The sequence below is a fragment of the Streptomyces sp. A0642 genome (assembly GCF_004795105.1).
GTDB lineage: Bacteria > Actinomycetota > Actinomycetes > Streptomycetales > Streptomycetaceae > Streptomyces.
This window is the reverse complement of the sequence record NZ_SSBL01000027.1, coordinates 51,508-75,418: the sequence shown is the minus strand read 5'-3', so window position 1 is coordinate 75,418 and position 23,911 is coordinate 51,508. Positions and strand designations below refer to the sequence as shown.

Below are 23,911 nucleotides of genomic sequence, written 5' to 3'. Positions count from 1 at the left end.
CACCCCTCCATACTTCCCGATGGCTACGTTTTGGCTAGGGTGTATTCCAAATTGTCTGATCGACAATTCTGGCCCCGCTGGACGTATAGGCCGTCATGGTAACACCGAGCGGAATTGGATTGCTGTCGCTGCCCCACACCGGCACGGCCGAATAGTAGACGGTGTTTCCCGCGGCGATCGATTCAGCGATCTTATCCTCTTGCTTCGACATCACCGGGGCGTTCGCGTTGCGGTACAGCGTGACCAGATTGCGCCGATCTGTACCGCTACCTCCGAGCTGGCGGGCGAGGAGGTGACCGCGGTTCAGCGTGGGGTCGTTCCCCAGGACGAATCCCGGGGGCGCGTTCTCGAAGAATCCCGGCGTCTGTGGAGGCCAGGGCGCGGAGCTGCCCATTATTTCCGTGTCCGGTGTGTTCAGTACCGTGTTTCCCTTCTTGTCTGTGTAGTTGAAGCCACCGGCGGTGAGGCAGGCGTAAGCGCCCTGGGCTCTGCCCTGCTTGTCGAGGGGCGCGTAGTACGTCATGCTCTGGCCGGCCGCGCAGTCGTCACGGGTGAACGGGAACTGGGTGTCGGCCGGCTGCCACTCCTTCTTGGAGTCTGGCTTGAGGAGCAGTCCCTTGTTGTAGTCCGGGGAGTCTCCGGGGTCCGATTCGACGCCATTGGGTATTGTGGGTGTGTTCCACCCGATTCCGTTGAGGAAGACCTCAACCGCCGTGAATACACCCTTGGGGGCCTTCGTGGCGACCTTCCCGCCACCCGAGAAAAAGTTCTTGATCGGGTCGAGCCAGCTGTGGCCATCGAGTTCGGTCCGGCTCACCGGGTTGCCGCCGGTGAAGGCGTAGCGGTTGCCCGTGTAGGGGTCCGCGCCGAGACTCATGTCGGCGAGAGCGCCGTTGTACATGTCACGGGTGGTGAACCGGTTCAGCCCCGGGCTGTAGTCGCGGAACCCCATGTCGTACGTACCCGACTGGGCGTCCCAGCGCTTGGCGTTGTAGCGGTAGGGGTTGTACTCCTCCTTGGTGGGATCCGCTGCGTCAGGTTTGTCGATGCCCGTGAACTCGGCATCGTCGTTGTTCCCGTAGGCGGTGTAGCCGTACGTCGCCTTCGAGTCGCCGTTCTCGTCCGTCAGCGTCTCGACATCGGTACGGCTGTTGTAGCCGTAGTAGCCGTCTTCGGACGTACCGTCGTCGTTGTGCTTGATCTGCGACAGACGCTCGCCCCAGGGGCTGTACTGGTACGACTTGGTCAGGTCGCTGCCGACCTTCTCGTCGAGCACTTCGTTCGACAGGCCGAGGTAGTCGAACTCGGTCGTCTTACCGTCCGACGTCTTGGACGAGGTGCGGTCGAGCGGGTCGAAGACATACGTGGTGGACTTCAGCGACCCCGTGGTGTCGGCCTTCTGGGATTCCACCACATGGTCGAAGCCGTCGTAGATCTTCCGGTCGATGACCTTGCCACCGCTGGTGGTGGACTCCTGACGGCCGAACGGGTCGTAGGTGTAGTTCGCTGTACTGCCGGAGCTGCTCGCGGTCAGCAGGCGGTTGCGGTCGTACTCGTACGCGGTGGTGACGCCCTTGACGGTCTGGCTGATGACGTTGGCGTTGTCGTCATGGACGTATGTCTCGGTGCCGGCTCCGGTGCCCGTCTTGACGGACTTGGCGAGCCGGTCCACGGGGTCGTAGGTGTAGTCCGTGGTCGATGACAGGTATGCCGAGCGATTGTCGGCGTTCATCTTCTTCGCGAGGTCCTGAGCCTTGTTGCCATTGGCGTCGTATGCGTAGGAGTGCGAGGAGACGAGGGTGCCGTTGGGCTTGTTCTCCGTGGTGGTCTTCGGCGCGGCGTCGGCATAGTACGTGTAGTCGACGGTGTTGCCGTTGCCCTTGGTCTCCTTGAGCTTGAGGCCACGGTCGGTGTACGTGTACGAGGTGACCTTCGGGTCGGCGTCCGTGGCCGTCTTGCCGACCGTCACCGTCTTGACCAGTTCCCGCAAGTCGTAGCTGTACTTGGAATACTGGTCGGGGTGGGTGACCGTGTCGGCCTGACCGTTGGCGTCGTACGTGTACGTCGTGGACTTCTTGTCCTGTCCGGCGAGCGCCTCGGTGACCTTCGCGACCTGGTTCAGGCCGGTGTAGGAGACCGTGTAGGCGTCGATCTTCGCCGTGGATGACGTGTCGTCGATCTTGGTCAGGTTGCCGTTGAGGTCGTAGGTGTAGGCGTAGTCGTGCTTCTCGTTGTCGGTCTCGCCCGCCGTGCTGCGCACCAGCTTGACGCCGTCCGCCACGACCGTCCCGGCACTGTTCTGGTCCAGTCTGAGCTTGGCGTCCTCCCCCTGCTTGAGGGTGTAGGTGCCGAGCCCCACCCAAGTGCCGGTGCTTGCGTTCTGGTCCTTGGTGACCGCCGGTTCGGTGGTCGTGCCGTGGGTGAGTGTGTACTTCGCCGCAGTGGCGGCTCCGGTCACCTTCGGGTACTTGACGTACGCCGTGTAGCTGCCGGCCGTGGGTATGTTCAGCGTCCAGGTGTACGCGTCGGTGCCCGTACCGGCCGCGTGGGTGCGGTGGTCGTAGCCCTGCTGCCCGGTGGTGTCCGCCGGTGTCCAGGTGCCGGTGGAGGACGTGTTCTGGGTGTCGGAGTTGTCGACCAGGACGACGGCCTGGCCGACCGGGACGCCGTCGTCCGCTCGGTTCTTGAGCGACCCGTCCGGGTAGTACGACCACGTCATGGTGCGGTTGGCTGAACCGTCCGCCGCTGAGATGGTGCGGGTGGCCTGCTTGCCCAGCTTGTCGTAGTCGAAGTCGGTGACGATCGACCACGGGTCGGTGGACTTCTTCACCCAGCCGTTGTCGAAGTAGTCCTGGGTGGTGTCGTTGCGGACGCTCTCGCCCTCGGACGGCGGCATCGATGTCTTGGAGACCCGGCCCACGGCGTCGTAGTCCGTGCGCGTGTAGACGTTCGGGTCGTTGTAGCGGCTGTCGGCCGGATCGTAGGGCTGGTACTGCTTCACCGGCCGGTTGAGGGCGTCGTACTCAGTTCGGGAGACGAAGTCGTCGGCCGCTGACGTTGCCGTGCCGCGAGGTGTGGTCACCCGGGTCGCGTTACCGACCTGGTCGTACTCGTACTTTGTCGACCGCGTCTTGGTGCCGTCGTAGGGCGCCTTGACCTCGGTCTTCTTGCCACGCTCGTCATAGGTGACGGTGGTGGTCCGGTGTTCCTTGTCCGTCGTGGAGAGGGTTAGTCCGTCCTTGTCGAAAGTCTGCGTGGTGAACTTCCCGGCCGCGTCAGTGACCTGGACGACGCGGTGGTTGAGGTCGTAGTCCTTCTTGGTGGTGTAGTCGGTGGTGTCCGCGGTGGCGTTCTTCTTTGGGTCGACGACCGTGGTGACGTTGCCCACGTTGTCGTAGACGTACGAGACCTTGTCGCCGGCCGCGTTGACCGCCGAGGCCAGCTGGTAGACCTCGTCGTAGTAGTTGGTCGCGGTGTAGTCGGTAGCGTCCGACGTGGTGGCCGTGCCGTTGGGCTCGGTCGTCGTCTTCAGGTTGCCGACCTTGTCGTACGTGTAGGTCGAGGTGCGCGGGCTCGTGTTGTTGTTCGCCGGTGCGCTCGCCGACGTGATCTGGTCCGCGCTGTCGTACACCGCGGTCGACACGGCCCCGTCCGGCGCGGTGGTCTGGGTGGTGTTGTCGTTCGCGTCGTACACGGGCGCCGGCGCCGTGATCAACTCTCCCGCGCTCTGGTCCTTGGGTACCGTGCTGACCAGGGGCCGGCCGTAGACGTCATAGGTCTGCGTGGTCTTCTTGCCCAGTGCGTCGGTGACCTCGGTCACCTGGCCGCGCTCGTCGTAGACATACGTCGTCGACTTGTTCAGCGCGTCCGTCATCGTCTTCGGATAGCCGGTAGGCCCGAAGTCGCTGTTCGTCGACGGGTGCCCGTTGGCATCCGTCGTCTTGGTCACCTGACCGTAGGCGTCGTACTCGTACGCGGTGGTGTAGTCCCCGGCTGTCGCCGTGGCAACGCCCTTGGGATCCGTGACCGTCTTCAGGTTGCCGAACGAGTCGTACCCGAACTGCCACTTGCGGCCCTCGGGCGATGTCTTCGTGAACAGGTCGGCCGAGAAGCCGTCGAGGCGTGTCTGGTAGGTGTACTGCTGCGAGTCCGTCGGATAGGTGCCAGGCGCGCAGTCCGAGGACGGCGGGACGCCTGCCTTGTTGCTCTCCGGATTGCGCGACCACAGAGGAAAGCCGGTCTTCTGGTCGAAGCAGTAGGCGGACTTGGCGCCGTTCGCCTCCTCCAGGTACGTGACGTTGTTGTCCGCGTCCCACGCCATTTTGGTGGTCTGCGACTTCGCGTTCGTCGTCTGCACCGGGCGTCCGAAGTCGTCCGTGACGAACCTCGTCGCGTGGGACTCCGCGTCCGTTACCGTCGCGTCGGTGAACTTCGTGTTCGTGGCGTTCACCGCGTACGCGAAGCCCGTGCCGCCGGCAGCACGGTCGGTGATGGTCTTCGTCCACCAGTGGTACTTCGGGTCGTCACCGGACGAGGGCGCGTAGTACGCCATTGACGTCGAGTTGCCCCGCGGGTCCGTGGCCTTGACCAGCTTGACGTTCTTGTTGCCCTGCGTGGCGTCGTAGGTGAACTTGAAGACCTTCGGCTGCGCCGAGCCGTCACCGTCGACGAACTGGCCCAGCAGGCCCTTGTCCGTGTAGTAGAAGGAGACCTCGCGGCCCGAGATGTCCGTCATGGACTTCACGTGGTCGTAGATCTTTGAGTTGCTGAGCTTGCTGCCGGCGACCTTGGCGCCCGTGTCGTCGATGTAGTCGTACGACGCGTCGCCCTTCTCGTAGTAGTCGACCGTCAGCGACTGGCGCGAGGCCGGGTCGGTGATGTATGTGAGGAACTTCGTCGGCTTGTTGTTGGACTTGCGTTCCTCGTACGTGTACGTCTGCGTGTTGCCGTTCTTGTCGATCGCCGACGTCATGTACCCGTCGCAGCCGAACAGGAAGCGTGTGCCGTCGGGGCGCGTCAGCGTCCACGCGTCGGGGATCGGGTCCTTGTTCGGGGTGCAGTCCAGGCCCGACTTCATCATGACCTTGTAGTGCACACCCGCAGGCGCCTTCCACGTGCCGTCCGGTTGCTTACGGAAGACGTGCGTGGTGCCGTCACCGTCGGGAAGGCGGATCTCCGTCGGGTTCGGATTGGGGTGGAAGTCCAGGGGGGCGCCGAGTCGGACCGGCCCTGCTGCCTGCGCCGACCAGCCCGCACCGGACACCGTGTCCGAGGTGTCGAGCGAGTTGTACGAGAACCGTGCGAACGTGGTCAAACCGCGGCCCGGGTTAGTGAAGGCGTTGTACGACCAGACGGAGTTGCCTGCCGCCAGGTTGTTCATCACCGTCGAGCCGGCGCCCGTGTTCTTGCCGGTGTAGGAGTAGAACTTCTCCAGGCCCAGGGCGTTGGAGGTGGGGTCCTCCACCGCCACGTTTTGTTTCAGCGACGGTATGCCGCCGGTTCCGGCGGACAGCCAGGTGCTGTCGGAGACCTTCTGGATGTCCCAGCCCAGGACGTACTCGGTGCGCTTGTTGCCCGAGTCGGAGTTGATCGGCGTCGTGACCTGTGCCTTGACCGTGGCGGACGCTGCCGGGGCGAGGGCCGGGATCGTGGTCTTGACCTGGTTCCCACCGTTGGTGACGTCGGTACCGTCGGGGAGCTTCCAGGTGTAGGAGAGAACCCGCTCACCGGCCGCCCACGCCGCCGACGTGGTGTTGGTGACCGTCATGTCCACCGTGTACGTGGAGTTCGGCGTCATGCGGGCCGGTGTCTGCGGCGCGTAGTACGTGTTCTCCGTGGTGGCGTCGACGTAGATGACGCGCAGCAGCGGGCCGAGCTGCTGGTCCTCGCCCTCCGAGGCGAGGAACAGGGTGCGTTCCTGCGGCCCGGCGGTCGTCTCGTCCTTCAGTTTGACCAGGGCACCCTTGTTGCTGGTGGGCGTCTTGACCCAGCCCTGCGTGAGGGACGTGGCGTCCCACCAGTGGCGGCCGACCTCCTCGACCTGCGCGACGGTGTCGGAGACGGTTCCGGAGAAGTCACCGCCCGGCGCGGTCCACGCGGTGCCGGTGGCGGCGCTGTTCCACGTCGATGTCGTCTCCGCGAAGTCCTTGGTCAGACCGTGCAGTTCGTAGATCGCCCCGTCGGTGTCCGTGGTGGTCTCCGCGCCCCACATGTACAGCTTCGATTCGAGGACGGTGGCCGTCGTCGGGATGGAAGCAGTGGGGAACTTGAGGGTGGTGCGGGTCTTTCCGTAGGTGCCCGAGTTGTTGCCGACGCTGAGCCACTTCTGGCCCACTCCGAAGGACTGGATGGTGTCCTGGTTGGTAGTGGGTTGCTGCGAGGAGAGCGTGGTGTCGGTGACCCCGCCGGCCGTGCCCTGGACCAGCTTCATGGTGCGCCCGGACTTGGGAACGCCGACCACGCGGGTGGGCGACCCGATCACCGAGCCGTCCTTCGTCTTCACCGCGATCTGGTAGTAGTACGTGCGGCTGATCTCTTCCGCCGACGTCGGTGGTGTCGGCGTGGCGGTGGTGTCGGTGTAGGCCGTGCTCGCCTTGTCCACCGGGGCGACCAACGTCGCGGAGGACGGGGTGAACACCTGCTGCGTCGACCGGTGCAGCTGGTACTCGACGATGTCCTGGCCGGTGTCGCCGGACTTGTTCGAGTACGCCGACCAGCTCAGCTCGGGGCCGGTGTCGTGGACGACCGTCGGCGAGTTCAGCGCGGAGCCGACCTTGCCGTAGGTGATGGTGAGCCGCGGGAAGTTGGCGGTCTCGTCGCCGTACGTGGAGCCGTCGCCGGCCTCGTAGCGGGGGCCGCCGGTCAGAGTGGCCGCGGCCGTGTCGTCCTTCGCCTGGATCACGAAGCCGTGGTTGACGGCGGTGCCCGAGAGCCACTTCTGGACGGTGTCGGTCACCGGGAACTTGTGCCACGCGTTGTACTCGCCGGTGTTCTTGACGATCTGGGCCGGGTTCACCAGCCGGATCGAGTCGGCGATGTTGCGCGTGGTGGACGAGCCGGTGTCGCCCAGGACGACCTTGCCCGCGTTGCCTCGGGCGAAGTAGTACTGCGTGGTGCTGACCGGCTTCCACGCCGCGGCGGTACCGGTCTGGTTGACCGTGCCGGTCGCGGTGCCGTCGCGGTGGCTGAGCGTGTACGGGGCCGCGGTCGCCGCGTCGGACGCGGGCGGAACGTGCGCCTCGATCCGGTAGGACGCGGTCTCGGGGATCTGCGGCTGCCACGTGTACGTCTCGCCGGTGGCGGTGTTCTTGTTGTACGCGTAGTCGTCGCCGGTGGCCGCACCACCGGTCGTGGCGGCCTTGGGCCACTCGCCGACCGCGGCCGTTCCGGCGTCACCGTCATCGATCTGGTACGTGGTGCCCGACAGCTCGCCGGAGAGGGCGCTGGTGTTGGCCCAGGTCGCCGTCGACTCGTCCCAGGCACCCGTCGCCCGGTGCGCCTCCATGGTGACGTCGTTGGCGTTGGTGGTGTGCGTCTGGTCGTAGTACATCTCCAGACGTGCCGTGTCGATCTTCGTCCCGGTCGGGATCTCGCTGATCGGGAACTTGATCAGTGAGCGGGAGATGCCCGTGTCGGTCTTGCCCGCGGACAGCTTCCAGGTGTTGTTGAAGTTTGCCGAGGGCTGGTCGGACAGGACCATGGTGTCCTGCGACTGGGCCGCCGTCGGCATGACGGTGATCGTCGGGTCGATCGTGACCGGATACTGGCGCTTGCGCGACGCCAGCCACTTCGCGTCCGGTGTGATGAGGATCTTCCAGGCGCTGCCATCCCGCACCAGCTTCTGGCCGACCCGGGAGCTGTAGGCGAGCCCGTAGGGCGAGGAAGCGTCCTTGCGGGTGTCGGTCATGTACGCGGCCGGGATCGTCATCACGGGTGTGTTCGGCAGTTCGCCGTACAGGGCGATGGACCCGTCCTTGCGGGCCTTCGGGGTCAGTCCGCCGGCGTCCAGGGTGAAGGTGTACGACACCGGGCCTGTGGGTGCCTTAGCCAGGAGGATGTTCTCCTTCACATGGCCCGGGCCCACCTGGTACTGGAGGTCGGCATCGCCGGCCGCCACGTCCTTGTACGTGACCGTGGAGCCCTTCGCTGCCGGTTTCACCGACGTCGACTCCGCACCGTCGAGGCCGAGGGTGACAGCGGGCCCGTTTTCGCCGGCCTGGAACTTCAGCAGCTTTCCGGGGTCGGAGCCGAACCAGCTGCGCGCCGAATTGGAGGTGTTGGCGAAATCGAATCCCTTGGCATCCGTGGTGGATACACCGGTGTCGATCAGCTTCCAGGTCTTCGTCTTTCCCTTGCCGGCCCCGTAGCCGGTCGGAACCGCCGAAACCTCGGCCTGAACACGGCCGTCCGACAGCTCCCAGAACCGGGCGTGCTCGGTACGCCGCGACGTCAGTTCCTTGACTCGCCTGGCCGAGGCGGAATCCTTCCCCTTCGGCAGCTTCTCACGGCTCGGGATCGCCAGCTTTCCACCCGCCGAAGGCTGAGGAGAACTCTCGCCGTCGTCGTCGGAGAACCATCCCTTGACGGAGTCGACCACACCCTTGCCATCGTCGTGACCAGCAGATGAGGCCGGTGCCGCATAGGCGAGCTGGGGTAGCCCCGTGCTCACTACCGTGGCGACGACCATGCAGGAGACGAGTCTCCCGTATCGGACTTTCACGTCCAGATTCCCTTTCCGTTGCGGCGCCCCCCACTTCCCGCGCGCGCGAAAGACCGGGCGTCGGAAGGGAATGCGGGCACGCCGAACCGCCGATCGGCCCGGGCCGATCGGCAGCATGAATAAGCACCCCCGTGAACACGTCGTTCAACCGCGAGAGTTGTCGTGCGACGGAGCCGGGGGATGTCTAGTCATCAGGCTGTGTGCATGTCAAGCGACGGAACAATGCGGACAGTTGGCACCTGAATTCGAGGGTGATTCGCCCGCTATTTCCTTGCAGTGGAAATGCGGGCCGCAGCTGGGGTATAACCGCCCGGCCCGCGGCTGAGCAATGGCGCGGAGTCGATCAACACCTCAGGAAAGCCAGGACGCCGCATGCCACCGACCGAAGAGCCAGAGCCCTCAACGGCGGACTGCCCAGCGCCGGGTCCCGCGTCCGCGGAGGCCGAATCATCGCGATCCGAGAGCGCGGCCGGTCGACGCGTCGACCGACGCGGCATGGCTGTCGGGGGCGTGCTTCTCGCCGCATGCGCCGGCCTCGTCCTGTACGGGGTGCTCGACACCGAGGAGAAGAGCACCCAGCCCAAGGGGCCGACGGCCTCGGTGACGTACGAGGTCACCGGTGAGGGAACCGCCGACCTGACTTACCAAGCCCGCAGCGAGTCCGGAACGGCTGTCGTGGCCCGCCGGGTCTCCCTGCCGTGGAAGAAGACCGTGCGCGTCCCGCTGGGTGAGTCGCCCATCGTCACGATCACGCTCGATGCCAAGGGTGGGCAGGCCCGTTGCGCCCTCGCCGTGCGCGGCCGGCACGTCCAGACCGCGACCGCCTACGGCTCCTACGGGCGCGCCACCTGCCAGGGCGTACTGCCGGCCCCCGAGAACACCAGCGGCGCGGCTGCGCCAGCACAGGGAGAATCATGAAGCCCTCCACCCCCGTCCCGCGCCTCAGGCACCTCGTGGTGGCGACGGCCGTCGTGCTGAGCTGTGTCGCGTTGAGCAACCACCGGGTCGCCCTGCCGACCGCGGCTGCTGCCCCCGCTCGCACCGGCATCGTGCACACCGTCGCTGTTCCCGGCTCCGGTCAGAGCCACCGCGCCCTCCCCCCGCGCACTACCGCTCCGTTCCGGATGCTCGGCGTCACCTGGTCCGACCCGGCGGCAGCACTGGGCGGTTGGGTCCAGGTACGTACGCGTGACAGCGAGACGCGCACCTGGAGCGACTGGCGGACGCTCGAACTCGACGTCCGCACCCCCGAGTCCGGCCCCGAACACGGTGCCGCAGGAGTACGCGGCGGCACCCAGCCCCTGTGGGTAGGGCCGTCGGACGGCGTCCAGGCCCGAATCACGGGCACGCGACTCCCGGACGGACTGCGTGTCGATCTGGTTGACCCCGACAGCGGGACGGTCCGGACCCGGGCCCGGACCGTGGACACCGCTGCAATCGCGACGTCGGCCGGAGCACCCGCGATCACCTCCCGCGCCGAATGGGGCGCCGACGAGTCACTGGTCGCCGACCCGCCCACGTACACCACCGACACCAAGGCCGTGTTCGTGCACCACACGGCCGGGACGAACGACTACACCTGCGCCGAGTCCGCCTCCGTCATCCGGGGCATCCTCACCTACCACGTGAAGTCCAACGGCTGGAACGACATCGGCTACAACTACTTCGTCGACAAGTGCGGCACCCTCTTCGAAGGGCGTGCCGGCGGGATCGACCGGCCCGTCTACGGGGCACACACCTACGGCTTCAACACCGACACCAGCGGCATCGCCGTGCTCGGTGACTTCAACACCGCGAGCACCACGCCCGCAGTCCGCGACGCCATCGCGCGGCTCGCGGCCTGGAAGCTCGGCCTGTACGGCATCAACCCCGCCGGGGCGATCGTGATGGCGGCCGGTGCCGACAACGGCAAGTACACCCTGGGCCAGAAGGTCACGATGAACCGGATCTCCGGCCACCGCGACGGCTACCCCACCGAGTGCCCGGGCACCAACCTCTACGGCGACCTCCCCGCGATCCGCACAGCCGCGGCCGCCGTCAACTCCCGCTCCGTGCGCGGCGACACGAACCGGGATGGTCACGCCGACCTCACGGTGGGTGTGGCCCGCGCCACCGCCACCGGCCATGCCGGCGCCGGCCAGGTGAGCGTGGTACCCGGCACCGGCACCACGCCGTACGCCGCGAACAGGGCGGTACTCACCCAGGAAACCGAAGGTGTGCCCGGCGGATCCGAGGACGGCGACGGCTTCGGATCGGCAAGCGCCTTCGGGGATCTCGACCACGACGGCTACCAGGACCTTGTGGTGTCCTCCCCCGGAGAGGAAGTCACCGCGGGCGCGAGCGACGAGGGCGGTGTCAGCGTCCTGCGCGGCGGCGCGAACGGCCTGACCGGCCAGGCGGGCATGATCAACGAACCGGTGGGGAGCCGCACCGGCAATGCCCGCTTCGGGGCGGCGCTGGCCACCGGGGACTTCGACGGCGACGGCGGCGACGACATCCTCGCAGTCGCGCCCGGTGCCGGCCGTGCCTGGACCGTGGACGGCGCCGACCGGTCCTTCTCCGGGCCTCTCGCCCTGGCCGAGGGCCCCGTCCAGGACACCGCCGTGACCACCGCCGACTTCGACCACGACGGGTTCGACGACGCGGCGCTCACCTTCCGCACGGTGGACGGTACCTATCCGCTGGTCGTGGCGCGCGGCTCGGCAGACGGCCTGCGCACCGACATCGTGACCGTGCTCGACGGGGCAGGCGGTCGTTCCCTGGCCGCAGGGGATGTGAACGGCGACGGCTATGCCGACCTGGCCGTGGGGCGACCGACCGCTTCGGAAAGTGGACAGATCATCACCTATCCCGGCTCCTCCAACGGCCTGGAAGCGGCTGAGGCAGCAGTGATCGACACCGGTGACCTCGACCCCTCCGGTGGCGGCACCGAGGCTGGAACGTCGCTGGCCGTGGGCGATACCGACGGGGACGGATACGCCGATGTACTCGCTGGTGCGCCGGGCGGTGCTGGGCGCGCGTATCTGCTGCACGGGTCGGTCGGCGGTCTCTCCGCGACGGGCGCGGTCACCTTCGTGCAGGGCTCGGACGGAGTGCCGGGAGCGGCCGAGACCGGCGACAGGTTCGGCTCGGCCGTGACGTTGACCGACCTGAACGGAGACGGCGCAGCCGATGCCGCTATCGGTGCGGAAGGCGAGAACGCGGGTGACGGCACCGTGATGACGCTCACCGGGGGAGTGGGCGCCTCGTACGGGCCCTCGGCCCTCGCCACCGCAGCCGGTCAGGGAATCGGCGCCGTTCTCACCGGCTGACCGAATGGGAAGGGGCGGTCGGGCCGCCGCTTCCTCCCTCCCGTCCGAGACGGGTCGATCTCATTCACCCGGACCACCCATATCCCCCTCTTCTTCACAGACGAAGGAACACACAGTGCAGTCCATTTCCCGTCGGGTACCCACCATCCTGGTCGCGGCCAGTGCGATGGTGCTCGTGACATCGTGCGGGCAGCAGGGGCAGTCAGAGTCGGTCGCTGAAGCCACTCCCGCTCCCGCGACCGAGACGGAGTCGCCCGCCGGTAAGTCGTCCTCCCCGAGCGCGTCGTCATCGGCCTCGTCCACGGCATCGTCATCCCCGTCCCCATCCCCTTCCCCGTCCGCCTCCACGAAGGCTTCCGCCGCATCGACAGGGCCGGCCACTCCCGCACACCGGACGACAGCAGCAGCCGGCACGACGAGCGAGAAGACGAACGCGGCACCCACAGCCCCGTCGTTTCCCGTTCCAGTGAGTGTGGGCAACTCCACGCAGATCATCACGGTGAAGGCCGACGGGTCGTACGCCACGGTCACGGCCTGGGCCAAGGGCGCGTCCGGCTGGAAGGCCGCCATCTCCGCGAACGGCCGCGTCGGTTCGAACGGTGTCACCGACGGTGCCACCCGCCGGCAGAGCACGTACACGACTCCTACCGGCACTTACACCATCACGGAAGGGTTCGGTGTCGAGAGCGGCGGCACGAACATGCCCTACACGCGGGTCAACTCCTCGCACTGGTGGGTTGAGGACCCCGAATCGGCGTACTACAACTCGATGCATTCCGCAGCCGGGGCCGACTTCCCCCTCGTCGAGACCGGGGAACGGGGCAGTGAGCACCTCATCAACTACCCCACGCAGTACGCGAAGGCGCTGGTCGTCAACTTCAACCGCTGGCCTGCCACCCCGGGACGGGGAGCCGGCATCTTCCTCCACGTCAACGGGAGCGGCGCGACGGCGGGTTGTGTCTCCGTACCGCGCGCCACGATGGACCGGATCATGGCCTGGATCCAGCCCGGAGCCCATCCGCGCATCGCCATCGGCTGACGCGCGGCCTTCACACGGACGGAGAGACGATGAGTGAAACCCGACGCCCGCCCGCCGGTCGCCGACTGCTGATCACGGGGACGGTCCTGGCGGTCCTGGGGGCCCTCATGGCTGCTGGGGCGCTCTGGTCGGTTCTGAGTTGCTACACGGTGGTCACGGCCAGAAGAGCGATGGAACCCACCTACCACGAAGGCGACCATGTCATGGTCGAGCGATCCAGTGGCGAGGAGGTCCGGCGAGGGGATGTCGTGCTCTACAGCGTGCCGGACCGCTACAGGGGGCTGGCGGTCCTGCAGCGCGTCATCGGGCTCGGTGGCGACCGAGTAGTCTTCGCCGACGGGACGCTGACCGTCAATGGCGCCCCGGCTGACGAGCCCTACGTGAAGGAGACGGACTCCCCGTTCAGCACAGCACCGTACGACGTCAAGGTGCCGGCCGGACGCATGTTCCTCCTGGGTGACAATCGCGGGAACGCGAACGACTCGCGGTACTTCCTGAGCGAGGACTCCGGCACCGTTCCCACCACCGCCGTCCAGGGCCGCGCACTCGAGAGCGGCGGCGCCCCGGTGAAGCTCGGACTGGCCGTGGTGCTCGGCGTACTGGTGAGTCTTGCCGGCGGCATCTGTGTGCTGGCCGGCCGGCGGCCCCGCCCGGTCGGCTACGGGCGCTGACCGGCGCCGGAGGTGTGCTCCGCGCTCCTGCCTCGCGAGGGAGAGGCCAGCGGCTGCTCTTTCGATGGCCCCGTCGCCGGCGTCTCAGCCGGTTTTCCGGGCGCCGAAGGAGCAATGCCGTCCGCACCCGACAACGCGGCACAGTAGGCGTCCACTGCGTCGTTCCCGCCCGCGGCCTCCGCCAGCCGCTGGAACGCTGTGCCGAGGTGTTTTCCGTTGCCCTTGGCCCATGCGTGGCACAGCGCGACACGGCTGCCGGGTGCCGGATCGTGCGACGAGGCAGACTCAGACCCGGAGGGCGTGGGCGTCGGTGAGGCGGGGGTTCGGTCGGGTTCCGCATCGGTGCTGCCGGAATGGTGCGGAGGACGCACTCCCGTTCGAGGCTCAGGGGTTCCGCCCGGCGCGAGCGGGTCCGGGAGCGCACCTGTGCCGGCGGCCAGCGCCACCCCGCCCAGCGTCACGCCGGCAAGCACGACGCCCAGAGCCGCCCGCAACGAAACACGTGTGGGAAACGTGTGGCGGACAGGACGCCAGTCGTCGCGCCTCCGGCGCCTGAACCAGGCCGCCCCCGCCCCCGCGCTACCGGCCTCCCGGAAGGCCGCGAGCGCACGCTCGACACCCGCGGCTCCGACATCGCCTCGCACCGCATCCGCGAGCGCCTCGATCCCGGGTGTGACGAGCCCGGGATCCGTCTCTTCCGTCTTGCGACTCATGTCTCATCCTTCACGGGGTTCCGCGCGACGTCTGCCGTCCGCTCCGGGCTGCTGTCCGAGGCCAACTGCTCCGCCAGCCGCTTCAGCCCACGGTGGGCAGCGGTCCGCACCGCCCCGGGCCGCTTGCCCAGCACCCGAGCCGAGGCAGGCCCGCCCAGCCCCACCACCACCCGCAGTAGAACAGCCTCCGCCTGGTCCGGCGGTAGCTCGCGGATCTGTCTCAGTGCCCACTTCGTCGACATCGATTCCAGCACCGCATCGACCGTGTCGGCCCGCCCGGGCAGTGCGAGCACATCCTGCTCGATCAGGGCCGCCCGGGGCCTTCGCTTCTGCTTGCGCAGGTGATCCAGAGCCCGATGGCGGGCGATGGTCGCTGTCCAGCCACGGAATCCCGCGCCATCGCCGCGGAAACGCCCCAGGTCTCGGGCGATCTCCAGCCAGGCATCCGACGCCACATCCTCCGCGTCGTCCCCGACGAGCCCACGGATGTATCCGAGCAGGCCCGGATGCACCAGCCGGTACGCCGTGGCGAACCCGTCCTCATCCCCCTGCTGAGCAAGCGATACAGCCCTCCTGAGCTCCACGTCGTACGCCTGCTCACGACGCCGGTCCCCGCCCCTGCCCACACGTGCCTCTTCGATCGTCCAGCATTAGCCCCCTTCCCTCTGCGTCCTGACACACAGAAACGTCACAGTAAACGGAAGCACCGCTTCATCGGCCGCCCCCGGACCAGAACGTGAGTTCACCGCGCGGCCCTCATCGGCACGCGGCCATGGAGAAGGAAGTACAACTGCTGCACGGACTCCTCCTGACCGGCCACGAACCGCTTGGCCACCTTCCCGATCGGATTCCACACCCGCCCGTCAGGCATCCGGACACCCACCACCTGACCAAAGAGCTCTTGCTGGCCCCGGTCGAAATCCACCCACTGCGCGCCGGCCCTCCGGACGAACACCTCGCCCGCGTAAGCCCCGAGCCAGAACAGTTCACGTGCCACGTTCCGTTCCTCCGGCCCGGCACGTCGGAGCCCGTCGGTGATGCGGTCCACCACACGCAGGCTCGCCACCGAGTAGTCCAGGGGCAACCGGTTCCGCGCTGTCACCCGCCGTACGAACTCCGCCACCCCCACGCGCATCTCACCGGCTGACAAGAGACGTCTCTGGTCCTCACCCGAACCCACCGCAACCCCCAGCCATCATCTCCGGGAGCCTCATGCGAACGCCCGGCAAGGGACCCCTTTCGGTCCCTCCCCCAACCAAGCGAAGCCGTGCCCGTAAACGTCACTGCGAGACCGGTGCCCGCGTGGACGGCACCTGCGGTTACCCGGCCGGGAGAGGGGAGCCGTCGCTCCTGGTTCAAAGTCCCGGAACAGTCCCAGAGACACCGCCACACCCCACATCACCACGCATTCGCGCAGGTCAGGAGGGGTGTGGCGATGCCGTGAGTGCAGGCTTTCAGATATCCCGGAAGAGGCCAGCGAGCGCGGTGACCTGCCGCGATGAGCAGCTGACGGTCGCTGACCTGCGCGAATGACCTTTCGGCTATGACAAGCGCGTGCCGTTTGATGGGGCCGGAAGTCCCAGAGAAGTCCCAGGGCCGGCGGGCGCCATCCGGCTCTATACGGCCGGTTGTACGGGTTCGTCGAACAGCCTCGTTTCCAGCGCGGGCGGTGGGGCCCAGATGCCTCGTGGCTGGCGCTCGGCCCATGCCGGGCGGGATGGCGGGGCCCTGATGATCGACGACGACTGTGCGGATGCTGTGGGCAGTGAGCCGGCAGCGCCCGCCAACCCTCGGACGCCCTACGCCGAGAGGTCCGTCGCGCGAGCCCCGCGGGCGAAGGCTCATGATCTGAAGCAGTTCCCGATGTGCCGCTGTGTCCGTTCCTATGTGTCGCTGCGTGCGGGCGGTGATGTGAGGTAAGCGCAGATCATGTCCGCGAGCATGTTCCGGTAGTGGTCCCGGCTGTCAGGAGCGACGAGGTCGCGGCCGAAGAGGGCGCCGAACGTGTGGCGGTTCGACACGCGGAAGAAGCAGAACGAACTGATCATCGCGTGTACGTCGATGGCGTCGACGTTCGCGTGGAACAGCCCCGCCTTCCGTCCTGACTCCAGGATGCGCTGGAGCACGTCGGTTGCCGGGGAGCCCAGACGGCTCAACTTCCCGGAGCCGGTGATGTGTTCCGCCTCGTGGATGTTCTCGATGCTGACGAGCCGGATGAAGTCGGGGTGCGCCTCGTGGTGGTCGAAGGTCAGCTCGACCAGCCGGCGGGTGGCGGCGACCGGGTCGAGATGTTCGACGTCCAGGTCGCCTTCCAGTTGGCGGATCTCCGAGTAGGCGGCTTCGAGTACCGCGGTGAAGAGCTGTTCCTTGCCGCCGAAGTAGTAATAGATCATCCGCTTCGTGGTGCGGGTCAGGTCGGCGATCTTGTCGACCCGTGCGCCTGCGTAACCGTCCCGGGCGAACTCTCTGGTCGCTACCGCGAGAATTTCCGCCCGGGTGCGGGCCGCGTCGCGCTGACGCTCTGCGGGCGCTGGCTTCTGGGCGCTCGGCATGCCCTGGTTCCTCCGGTGCGTCGAGGGTGTCCTGTGATTGTAGGAGCAGGCCGTGCCCGGAACCTTCGGCGCAGGGCTTCTCGCCAGGGCGGACTCTTGCTATAAGTAACGTACTGGTTCGTACGTTATCGGAGGCGTGATGGACCTGACCCGTGCACGGGCGGTCGGGAGGGTGCTCGTGCTCAACGGGCCCAACCTCAATCTGCTCGGCACCCGTGAGCCCGCCCTGTACGGCAGCGACACCCTCGCCGATGTGGAGAAGCTCTGCCGGGACACCGCGGCTGCCAACGGACTGGAAGCCGAGTGCAGACAGAGCAACCATGAGGGCGGCCTAGGGCGTGTTTCGAAAGTCCCGCCTGCTCGGCGACGCCTGGCACTTCCCCGAGCTCTCGGCTTCGCTCGAGCAGGGGAGACCCCATTGCTCGCCGCGTTGTCGGGGTCGCCCCGATACAGCCAGTATCGGGGCGACCCTCCGCCTTGCGATCGCACGCACCAGACGCCGCCGAGCCCGCCCTCCGGGCGGACGGCGCTACTTTCGAAACACGCCCTAGTCGACGCCATTCACGAAGCACGCACCGAGTTCGCCGGGATAGTGATCAACCCGGGTGCCTACAGCCACACTTCGGTTGCCATCCGCGACGCTCTGGCGGCGGTGGACCGCCCGGTCGTGGAAGTCCATCTGACGAACATTCACCGACGTGAGGAGTTCCGTCACCACAGCTACGTGTCGGGGGTGGCGGACGTCGTGATCTGCGGGGCCGGCACGGACGGGTACGTCTTCGCGCTGACGCGACTGGCACGGTTGACCGGCGGGGGAGCACGGTGACTGCGGGTACGTATCTGGTGGGGCTGATCGGTGCGGGCATCACCACCTCGCTCAGCCCCGCTCTGCATGAGCGCGAGGCGGACCGGCAGGGTCTGCGCTATCTGTACAAGCTGCTGGACCTGGATGTCCTGGGTGGCGGCCCCGAGCGAGTGGGAGAGCTCGTACGAGCGGCCCGGGACCTCGGGTATGACGGACTCAACATCACCCATCCCTGCAAGCAGACCGTCATCCCCTACCTCGATGCTCTCGACCCGCAGGCGGACGCGCTCGGCGCCGTGAACACCATCGTCTTCCGGGACGGTCTGGCCACGGGGCACAACACCGATGTCACAGGATTCGGCGCGGCGTTCATCCGGGGGCTGCCCGGTGCACCCGTCTCGCACGTGGTCCAGCTCGGAGCCGGCGGAGCAGGCGCGGCCGTCGCCCACGCCATGCTTGCGCTCGGTACCGTCCGTCTGACTTTGGTTGACACGGACGAGTCGCGGGCCCGTTCCCTAGCGGCCTCATTGAACGCCAGATTTCCCGTGCAACGCGTGGTCGCCGGCGGTCCACGGGATCTCGCCCGGGAACTGGCCCGCTGCGACGGCCTCGTGCACGCCACCCCGACCGGGATGAGCGCGCATCCCGGGACGCCGTTCGCCCCCGAACTGCTCCACCCGGGGCTGTGGGTAGCCGAAGTCGTCTACCGCCCGCTGGAGACACGACTGCTCGCCGAGGCGCGCGCACTGGGCTGCACCACGCTGGACGGATCGGGGATGGTCGCGCTGCAGGCCGCGGACGCCTTCCGGTTCTTCACCCGACGCGAACCCGATGTGGAACGCATGCTCACCGACGTCACCGACCTCGCAAGGGTCCCCGGTCCACGCAGCTGAAGCCAGAAGAAGGATCACGATGCGCACGTCCATCGCCACCGTCTCCGTGAGCGGAAGTCTGACCGAGAAACTCAATGCCATAGCCCGTGCCGGGTTCGACGGCGTGGAGATCTTCGAGAACGACCTGTTGGGCAGTCCACTCGCACCCGAACAGGTGAGGGAACGCGCGGCGGACCTGGGTCTCGAACTGCTTCTCTATCAGCCGATGAGGGATGTCGAAGGTCTGTCCCCCGACGCGTTCGCCCGAAGTATGCGCCGGGCGGAGCACAAGTTCCGTGTCATGCGCCGACTCGGCGTCGACACCGTCCTGGCGTGTTCCAACGTCTCCGTACACGCCCGTGACGACGATGCCCTGGCCGCGGCACAGTTGCGTGAACTGGCCGGACTGGCGGACGAGTACGGCATCCGCGTCGCCTACGAGGCGCTGGCGTGGGGACGTCATGTCAACACCTACGACCACGCCTGGCGCATCGTCCAGTCAGCGGACCACCCCGCTCTCGGTATCTGTCTCGACAGCTTCCATGTTCTGGCCCGTGGTTCGGACCCGGCGGGCTTCGCCGCGATCCCCGGCGAGAAGATCTTCTTCGTTCAGCTCGCTGATGCCCCGTTCATGGGGATGGATGTCCTGCAATGGAGCCGCCACTACCGGCTCTTTCCGGGCCAGGGCGACTTCGACCTCGCGGAGTTCGTCCGGTCCGTGGTCCGGACCGGATACGACGGTCCGCTGTCGCTGGAAGTCTTCAACGACGTGTTCCGCCAGGCCGACTCCGGCAGCACCGCTATCGACGCGAGGCGTTCCCTCACCGCATTGCAGGAGGCCGCCGGCGTGCTGGAGCTTCCCGCCGCCGTCGCTCCCACCGGAATCGCCTTTGCCGAACTGGTCACCATGGATACGGAGCCGGTCACCGTCCTGCTCCAGGCGCTGGGGTTCTCGCGCACCGGAAAACATCGGTTCAAGCCCGTCGACCTCTGGGAACAGGCCGCTGCACGCGTCCTGGTGAACACGGAACCCGCTACCGGCGGTAGCGGGCCTCGCCTCGCGGCCCTCGGCATCGAGTCCCCCGACCCGGGGGCTGCGGCCAAGCGGGCCGAGTCTCTTGGCGCGCCGGTTCTGCCACGCCGCCGCGCCCGCACGGACGTCCTGCTGGAGGCAGTCGCAGCCCCGGACGGGACCGAGCTCTTCTTCTGCGCGTCCGGCCGGCAGGATCTGCCCGACTGGCTCGACGACTTCGCCGCCGTAGGGGGCTCGGCGGCTCAGGCCGGGCCCGTCACGGGTATTGATCATGTCGCGCTCACCCAGCCGTGGCACCAGTACGACGAGGCGCTTCTTTTCTACCGCAGCGTGATCGGGCTCCGGCCGCACGGCAGCGTCGATGTCCCCGACCCGTACGGCCTGCGGCGCAGCAGGGCGGTCAGCAACCAGGACGATTCCGTGCGCATCGCGCTGAGCATCGACCCTGCGCCGGGCGCCTCTCATCGCGCCTCCCAGCACATCGCGCTGGCAACCGACGACATCGTCGCTGCCGCGAGGCGGATCGGCGCCGCGGGGCATCTTCTGCCGGTTCCGGACAACTACTACGACGACCTTGCCGCGCGCTACGAATTCGGCCCCGGTGAACTGCACACCTACCGTGCGCTGGGCATTCTCTACGACTGCGACGAGCGCGGCAGTCAGTTCCGCCACTTCTACACCAGGACCATCGGGGACGTGTTCTTCGAAGTCGTCCAGCGCGACAGCGAGTACGCGGGTTTCGGTGAGCAGAGCGCCCATGTGCGCCTGACCGCGCAGCACGCTCAGATGCAGGTGTGACCGGGCCGGCCACTGGTGTGTGTCGAAAAAGGGTCGTGAGCTGACCTCCCGACGACCTCCGCGTGGTGTTCGTCGGATGGCTCGGGCCGACAACGGCAGACAGCCACTGCCGGTGACGGACGAGGGCGGCCCACGCCGGTTCGGCAGAGACCGACGTGCGTGTCACCCCTCGTGGTCATCGCTGGTGACGAAGAGCCGAAAGCGCGGTCCGACACGACTTGTGTCACAACGGGGCGCTTCCGGGTACGAATTCAGCAATCACATCGGGTGTCAGCCACGTGATCCGGCGGCTCGGGTGATCGCTGGGGTTCCAGGCTCGAACAGCCGGTGCTTCCAGCCGAAGCGCCACGCGCTCAGGCGCGGGCTCCTGGGGGTCAGGCGTGGGCGGCGGACCGCGGGCCGGTGGTCGGTCGGCGGGGGGTCACGTCGGTCAGTTTGCCGGGATCGGAGTGGGTGAGGGCCGTCAGTGCCGTGTGGTCGGGGGAGAGCGAGCAGGCCGGGTCGGTGCGGGTGGCGTCGCCCGTGAGGGCGAAAGCCTGGCAGCGGCACCCGCCGAAGTCCTGGGTGCGTCGTTCGCAGGTCCGGCACGGTGAAGGCATCCAGTCGGTGCCCCGGTAGAGGTTGAACGCTTTGGACTCCTCCCATATCCAGCGCAAGGGGTGGTCCTTGACGTTGACCGGTTCGAGTCCAGGCAGGGTGGCCGCCGCAGGGCACGGCAGGGCAGTGCCGTCAGGGGCCACGGTGAGGGAGACGGCTCCCCACCCTCCCATGCAGGGTTTGGCCACCCCGTCGAAGTAGTCCGGCGCGACCCAGACGATCTCCAGGCTTCCCTCCAGCCGCTCACGCCACCTGTTGACGGAATCCACCGCACGGGCGAGCTGGTCACGGCCAGGCATCAACGCTTCCCGGTTGAGAAGGCCCCAGCCGTAGAACTGGGTGTTGGCAAGCTCGATGCGGTCCGCTCCCCAGCGCAGGGCGAGCTCCACGAGACCGTCGACGGCATCCAGATTGTGACGGTGCAGCACGGCGTTGACGCCCAGCGGCAGCCCTGCCTCGGTGACGAGCGCCGCTGCGGTCTCCTTGGCGGCGAACGCCGGGCTGCCCGCGATACGGTCCGAGGCTTCGGGGTCTGCGTGCTGCACCGAAAGCTGTACGCTGCGCAGTCCCGCGCCGGTCAGAGAGCGGAGACGGTCCTCGGTGAGTCCTGATCCGCTGGTGACGAGCTGGGTGTAGACGCCGGATTCCTCAGCACCGGTGACGATGGCCTCGAGGTCCTTGCGGAGCAGCGGTTCGCCCCCGGAGAGATGCGTCTGCAGAACGCCGAGATCCGCAGCCTGCCGGAATACGTCCACCCAGTGCTCGGCGGACAGTTCGCGGGAGCGGCGTGTCAGCTCAAGAGGGTTGGAGCAGTAACCACAGTGCAGCGGACAGGCGTGCGTCAGCTCTGCCAGGAGACCCCAGGGGGGTGTGATCGTGCTCAACGAATCCAGCCTTCCTTGCGCATCCGTTCCACGAACGGACCCACTTCCGTGTCGACGGGAGCTTGGGGAAAGCGCTCCCGCAGCTCTTCGGTAATCCTGGCGACCGTTCGCGTTCCGTCGCACAGCTCCACCACGTGCCGGGCGCTGCCCGTCAGTACGACGACGCGCTCCGGCATCAGCAGGACGTGATTGCCGCGCGCGCGGTCGTGCCGAAAAAGGACGGCGGGAGCCGGACGCGGGCACCAGCGATCCGGATCGGGTGTCGTCATGCTGCGCTCCCCGGCCTGCTCCCGTGCTCCACGGCGTCCAGCAGCGACCACAGAATGTCGCACTTGAAGGAGAGGGCTGACAGTGCGGCAAGCTGTTCGGAGCGGGTCCGCGCCCACTCGGTGACCCAGTTCAGCGCCTCCACACCGTCGCGGCGCCCCTGCGGAACTCTGCTGCGGAAGTAGGCGAGGCCCGGTTCCTCGATCCACGGGTAGTGACGGGGGAAGGCCTCCAGACGGGTCAGCATGATGTTGGGTGCGCACAGTTCTGTAAGCGAGGACGCCACGGCCTCCAGAACGGGGCTCAGCCGGCAGAAGTTCACGTAGCCGTCGACTGCGAAACGCACCCCCGGGAGGACGGAACCGCCCGATTCCAGTTCCGTGCGGTCGAGGCCGACCGCCTCGCCGAGCCGCAGCCAGCGCTCGATACCGCCTTCGCCATCCGCCAGGCCGTCATGATCCTGGATTCTGCGCAGCCAGGAGCGGCGCATGGCCGGCTCGGGCAGTTTGGCGAGGATCAGGGCGTCCTTCACCGGGATGCTCCGCTGGTAGTGGAACCGGTTGGCGACCCAGGTCCGGAGCTCGGCGGGGCTGAGCCCGCCCTGGTGCATCCGTACGTTGAACGGATGGGTGTCGTGGTAGCGGCGCCGCGCGAGTTCCCGCAGTTCGTGCTCGAATGCTGCGGGTGGCAGGGGATTGTTGTCCGGCCACTCGGTGGATTCCGCGGCCTGGGCCGGCCGTGCGGGTGCTGTTGTCATAGTTCGATCACCATGCCGTCCTGTGCCACTTCAAGCCCCAGCCCGGAGAGGACGCCGTGTTGCGGGGCAGACGGGTCGACCAGGGGGTTCGTGTTGTTGAGGTGGGTGTAAAGGCAGCGGGCCGGCAGCCGTGTCAGCCACTCGGCCGTTCCGCCGGGGCCGTCGATCGGCAGATGTCCCATGCCGCTGGAGGTCCTGGCGGATATGCCCAGGCGCCTGGGCTCCTCGTCGTCCCAGAACGTTCCGTCGACGAAGACGCAGTCGGCCCCGGCGGCCTCCTTCGTGAACTCCTCGGTTCGGGCCGCGAGCGCCGGTGCATAGATCGCCGTCTTGCCGGTGGCCGGGTCGTGGAGCCGGGCAGCGACGACCCAGCTGTCGTCCTCCACGGCATCGGCTGCATATCGGGGACGTTTGGTGGACAGGGGAATGGCGGACACCTCGATTCCGGCGGCCACCGCCGGAGTGTGCCCGGCAGGGGGCAGGTCATGCCAGGTGAGGGTGGTGTACGGAGTGAGGACAGTGTCCAGGGCCAGCCGCTCTCGTAGCGCCCGGCGCACGGGTGGCGTTGCGAAGATCTCCAGATGGTGGGCCTCACGGAGTCGCAACAGGCCCAGCGTATGGTCGAGTTCGGCATCCGTGAGCAGGATCCGGACTACGGGAGTGCGCTCGCTGCCCGCGCCGGGGCGGAGCTGGGCGTGCGTCTCCATGTGTTCCGTGATGTCGGGACCGGCGTTGAGGAGGAACCACGATGACCGGCCGTCGCCGAGAACGGCGAGGGAGTCGTGGCTGCGGCGCCGGCCGGGGTGGGCGCGTGCCCCGGAACATCCGGGGCACGCGCAGTTCCACTGGGGAACTCCTCCACCCGCTGCCGTGCCCAGCGTGAGCAGCAGCAC

The 23,911-nt window shown here is 67.5% G+C and carries 15 protein-coding genes and 2 pseudogenes; 8 read left to right on the top strand and 9 right to left on the bottom strand.

The features are described from left to right. Positions 1-34: 34 nt before the first annotated feature. Positions 35-8,686: a DNRLRE domain-containing protein gene (locus E6R60_RS30870; protein WP_136330017.1), complete on the bottom strand. Its 8,652-nt coding sequence runs from the start codon at positions 8,684-8,686 to the stop codon at positions 35-37. A gap of 528 nt (positions 8,687-9,214) precedes the next feature. Between E6R60_RS30870 and E6R60_RS30865 the strand changes: the two genes are divergently transcribed. Together E6R60_RS30865 and E6R60_RS30860 are read left to right on the top strand one after the other, a co-directional pair. Continuing rightward, on the top strand, positions 9,215-9,637 hold the full coding sequence (locus E6R60_RS30865; protein WP_136330000.1) for a hypothetical protein: 423 nt from the start codon (positions 9,215-9,217) through the stop codon (positions 9,635-9,637). Then, the gene (locus tag E6R60_RS30860; RefSeq protein WP_136329999.1) at positions 9,634-12,030 is read left to right on the top strand and encodes an N-acetylmuramoyl-L-alanine amidase; all 2,397 of its coding nucleotides are present in this window, start codon (positions 9,634-9,636) and stop codon (positions 12,028-12,030) included. The genes E6R60_RS30865 and E6R60_RS30860 overlap by 4 nt, the downstream gene beginning before the upstream one ends. 60 nt (positions 12,031-12,090) lie before the next feature. Here the strand turns inward: E6R60_RS30860 and E6R60_RS37615 are convergent, their stop codons facing one another. Then, a complete protein-coding gene (locus E6R60_RS37615) occupies positions 12,091-12,516 on the bottom strand; it encodes a hypothetical protein (RefSeq protein ID WP_240802748.1) in 426 nt (141 codons plus the stop codon). On the opposite strand from E6R60_RS37615, the gene E6R60_RS30855 reads away from it, so the two are divergent. Continuing rightward, a complete protein-coding gene (locus tag E6R60_RS30855) occupies positions 12,497-13,069 on the top strand; it encodes a L,D-transpeptidase family protein (RefSeq protein WP_240802747.1) in 573 nt (190 codons plus the stop codon). The genes E6R60_RS37615 and E6R60_RS30855 overlap by 20 nt on opposite strands. 29 nt (positions 13,070-13,098) lie before the next feature. Continuing rightward, a complete protein-coding gene (gene lepB / locus E6R60_RS30850; protein WP_136329998.1) occupies positions 13,099-13,740 on the top strand; it encodes a signal peptidase I in 642 nt (213 codons plus the stop codon). 709 nt (positions 13,741-14,449) lie between these two features. On the opposite strand, the gene E6R60_RS30845 is transcribed toward lepB, so the two are convergent. The 3 genes from E6R60_RS30845 to E6R60_RS30830 all read right to left on the bottom strand — a co-directional run bounded on the left by E6R60_RS30845 (position 14,450) and on the right by E6R60_RS30830 (position 17,005). Next, positions 14,450-15,079, bottom strand: a complete 630-nt coding sequence (locus E6R60_RS30845; RefSeq protein WP_136329997.1) for an RNA polymerase sigma factor — start codon at positions 15,077-15,079, stop codon at positions 14,450-14,452. Positions 15,080-15,195: 116 nt separating this feature from the next. Further along, positions 15,196-15,450: a hypothetical protein gene (locus E6R60_RS37985; RefSeq protein ID WP_346766096.1), complete on the bottom strand. Its 255-nt coding sequence runs from the start codon at positions 15,448-15,450 to the stop codon at positions 15,196-15,198. A gap of 886 nt (positions 15,451-16,336) precedes the next feature. Continuing rightward, a complete protein-coding gene (locus E6R60_RS30830; protein ID WP_136329995.1) occupies positions 16,337-17,005 on the bottom strand; it encodes a TetR/AcrR family transcriptional regulator in 669 nt (222 codons plus the stop codon). A 139-nt stretch (positions 17,006-17,144) separates the two neighbouring features. Here E6R60_RS30830 and E6R60_RS37610 point away from each other — a divergent pair. The 4 genes and pseudogenes from E6R60_RS37610 to E6R60_RS30815 form a co-directional block, all read left to right on the top strand. Further along, a pseudogene (locus E6R60_RS37610) lies at positions 17,145-17,339 on the top strand (type II 3-dehydroquinate dehydratase); the annotation flags it as partial. Between the two features lie 213 nt (positions 17,340-17,552). Continuing rightward, positions 17,553-17,831, top strand: a pseudogene (locus E6R60_RS37605) (type II 3-dehydroquinate dehydratase); the annotation flags it as partial. Beyond that, positions 17,828-18,703, top strand: a complete 876-nt coding sequence (locus tag E6R60_RS30820; protein WP_136329993.1) for a shikimate dehydrogenase — start codon at positions 17,828-17,830, stop codon at positions 18,701-18,703. The pseudogene E6R60_RS37605 and the gene E6R60_RS30820, both read left to right, overlap by 4 nt. A 19-nt stretch (positions 18,704-18,722) precedes the next feature. Further along, the gene (locus E6R60_RS30815; protein ID WP_136329992.1) at positions 18,723-20,513 is read left to right on the top strand and encodes a sugar phosphate isomerase/epimerase and 4-hydroxyphenylpyruvate domain-containing protein; all 1,791 of its coding nucleotides are present in this window, start codon (positions 18,723-18,725) and stop codon (positions 20,511-20,513) included. A gap of 374 nt (positions 20,514-20,887) precedes the next feature. On the opposite strand, the gene pqqE is transcribed toward E6R60_RS30815, so the two are convergent. Genes pqqE through E6R60_RS30795 form a run of 4 tightly spaced genes read right to left on the bottom strand, consistent with a single transcriptional unit; the run spans position 20,888 to position 23,911 of the window. Further along, positions 20,888-21,994, bottom strand: a complete 1,107-nt coding sequence (gene pqqE, locus E6R60_RS30810) for a pyrroloquinoline quinone biosynthesis protein PqqE (RefSeq protein ID WP_136329991.1) — start codon at positions 21,992-21,994, stop codon at positions 20,888-20,890. Further along, on the bottom strand, positions 21,991-22,263 hold the full coding sequence (pqqD, locus tag E6R60_RS30805; protein WP_136329990.1) for a pyrroloquinoline quinone biosynthesis peptide chaperone PqqD: 273 nt from the start codon (positions 22,261-22,263) through the stop codon (positions 21,991-21,993). Before pqqD ends, pqqE begins: the two co-directional genes overlap by 4 nt. Further along, the gene (pqqC, locus tag E6R60_RS30800) at positions 22,260-23,018 is read right to left on the bottom strand and encodes a pyrroloquinoline-quinone synthase PqqC (RefSeq protein WP_136329989.1); all 759 of its coding nucleotides are present in this window, start codon (positions 23,016-23,018) and stop codon (positions 22,260-22,262) included. Before pqqC ends, pqqD begins: the two co-directional genes overlap by 4 nt. Next, the gene (locus tag E6R60_RS30795; RefSeq protein ID WP_136329988.1) at positions 23,015-23,911 is read right to left on the bottom strand and encodes an MBL fold metallo-hydrolase; all 897 of its coding nucleotides are present in this window, start codon (positions 23,909-23,911) and stop codon (positions 23,015-23,017) included. The genes pqqC and E6R60_RS30795 overlap by 4 nt, the downstream gene beginning before the upstream one ends.

What these genes read in the sequence shown, in the direction of transcription:
- lepB (WP_136329998.1), top strand. Translation starts at nt 13,099, where the DNA reads ATGAGTGAAACCCGACGCCCGCCCGCCGGTCGCCGACTGCTGATCACG.
- E6R60_RS30830 (WP_136329995.1), bottom strand. Translation starts at nt 17,005, where the DNA reads ATGCCGAGCGCCCAGAAGCCAGCGCCCGCAGAGCGTCAGCGCGACGCG.
- E6R60_RS30860 (WP_136329999.1), top strand. Translation starts at nt 9,634, where the DNA reads ATGAAGCCCTCCACCCCCGTCCCGCGCCTCAGGCACCTCGTGGTGGCG.
- E6R60_RS30870 (WP_136330017.1), bottom strand. Translation starts at nt 8,686, where the DNA reads ATGGTCGTCGCCACGGTAGTGAGCACGGGGCTACCCCAGCTCGCCTAT.
- E6R60_RS30815 (WP_136329992.1), top strand. Translation starts at nt 18,723, where the DNA reads ATGCGCACGTCCATCGCCACCGTCTCCGTGAGCGGAAGTCTGACCGAG.
- pqqD (WP_136329990.1), bottom strand. Translation starts at nt 22,263, where the DNA reads ATGACGACACCCGATCCGGATCGCTGGTGCCCGCGTCCGGCTCCCGCC.
- E6R60_RS30865 (WP_136330000.1), top strand. Translation starts at nt 9,215, where the DNA reads ATGGCTGTCGGGGGCGTGCTTCTCGCCGCATGCGCCGGCCTCGTCCTG.
- pqqC (WP_136329989.1), bottom strand. Translation starts at nt 23,018, where the DNA reads ATGACAACAGCACCCGCACGGCCGGCCCAGGCCGCGGAATCCACCGAG.